Below are 1,525 nucleotides of genomic sequence, written 5' to 3'. Positions count from 1 at the left end.
TGGCCGAACAGCTCATCGCCCTGCCCTCCATCACGCCCGAAGACGCGGGCTGCCTCGACCTGCTGGCCGCGCGACTGGCCCCGCTTGGATTCGTGTGCGAGCGCCTGGACAGCGGTCCAGCCGACTTCCGCGTCAGCAATTTGTGGGCAAAAAGGCCTCTTCCGCGCGACCAGCTTGCAAAATCAGCTATCAAAACCATAGTATTTGCAGGCCATACCGATGTGGTGCCCACCGGCCCGCTGGCGCAATGGGGCAGCGATCCGTTCGTGCCCACCCACAAGGACGGCAAGCTCTACGGCCGTGGTGCCAGCGACATGAAGACCTCGATCGCCGCCTTTGTGGTCGCGGTAGAGGAGTTCCTGGCTGCCACGCCCTCCCCCCTGGTCCAGCTCGCCTTCTTGCTTACCAGCGATGAAGAAGGCCCCTCGGTGGACGGCACCAAAGTGGTGGTCGAACAGCTCAGGGCACGCGGCGAGCCGCTGCACTACTGCATCGTGGGCGAGCCCACCTCGGTCGAAAAGACCGGCGACATGATCAAGAACGGACGGCGCGGCACCCTGAGCGGCAAGCTCAGCGTACGGGGTATCCAGGGCCACATCGCCTACCCGCAACTGGCGCGCAACCCCATCCACCAGGCCCTGCCCGCACTGGCCGAGCTGGCCGCCACCGTGTGGGACAACGGCAACGCATTCTTCCCGCCCACCAGCTGGCAGATCAGCAACATGCACGGCGGCACTGGCGCCACCAACGTGATCCCGGGCGAGGTCGTGATCGACTTCAACTTCCGCTTCTCCACGGAATCCACAGCCGAAGGCCTGCAGCAGCGCGTGCACGCCGTGCTGGACCGCCACGGCCTGGAGTACGACCTGCGCTGGACGCTGGGCGGCCAGCCCTTCCTGACCACGCCGGGCGAGCTGGTTACCGCCGTGCAGCAGGCCATCTCCGCCGAGACGGGCATCACCACCGAGCTCTCCACCACCGGCGGCACCAGCGATGGCCGCTTCATCGCCCAGATCTGCCCGCAGGTCATCGAACTCGGCCCGCCCAACGCAACCATCCACAAGATCGATGAGCATGTGGTGGTGGCCGATATCGAGCCGCTCAAGAACATCTACCGCCGCACACTGGAAAACCTGCACGCGCAGGCCCTGGCAGCGATCGCGGTGCCCGCATGAGCACACCCAAAACACCAAACCTCGCCGTCACAGGCGACACCGTTGGCGCCCTGGTCGAATCCGGCGCCGAGTTCCTGCGCTCAGCCGGCGTCTCCTTCGGCCACGGCACCACCAACGCCCATGACGAGGCCGCCTGGCTGGTGCTGTGGCGCCTGGGACTGCCGCTGGACAGCGACCTCTCGGACGCCCCGGATTCCATAAAAAAACAGCCCGTTCCGCGCGACCAGATTGACTTGGTTGCTACACTTTTTGAAGAGCGTACCAGCAGCCGCAAACCCGCCGCCTACCTCACGCGCGAGGCCTGGCTGCAGGGCGTTCCCTTCTACGTGGACGAACGCGCCATCGTGCCG

General features: G+C 65.8%; 1 protein-coding gene and 1 pseudogene. Both read left to right on the top strand.

Going from position 1 to position 1,525, the window contains the following annotated elements; translation table 11 throughout:
* Positions 1-1,175: succinyl-diaminopimelate desuccinylase (gene dapE, locus DBR12_RS19000; RefSeq protein ID WP_108618683.1), on the top strand; the 1,175-nt coding region annotated here is incomplete at its 5' end.
* A pseudogene (locus tag DBR12_RS18995) lies at positions 1,172-1,525 on the top strand (50S ribosomal protein L3 N(5)-glutamine methyltransferase); the annotation flags it as partial. The gene dapE and the pseudogene DBR12_RS18995, both read left to right, overlap by 4 nt.

The sequence above is a fragment of the Acidovorax sp. HMWF029 genome, assembly GCF_003060895.1.
GTDB lineage: Bacteria > Pseudomonadota > Gammaproteobacteria > Burkholderiales > Burkholderiaceae_C > Acidovorax.
The sequence above is the reverse complement of the archived record's forward strand: the minus strand, read 5'-3'. Positions and strand labels throughout refer to the sequence as shown.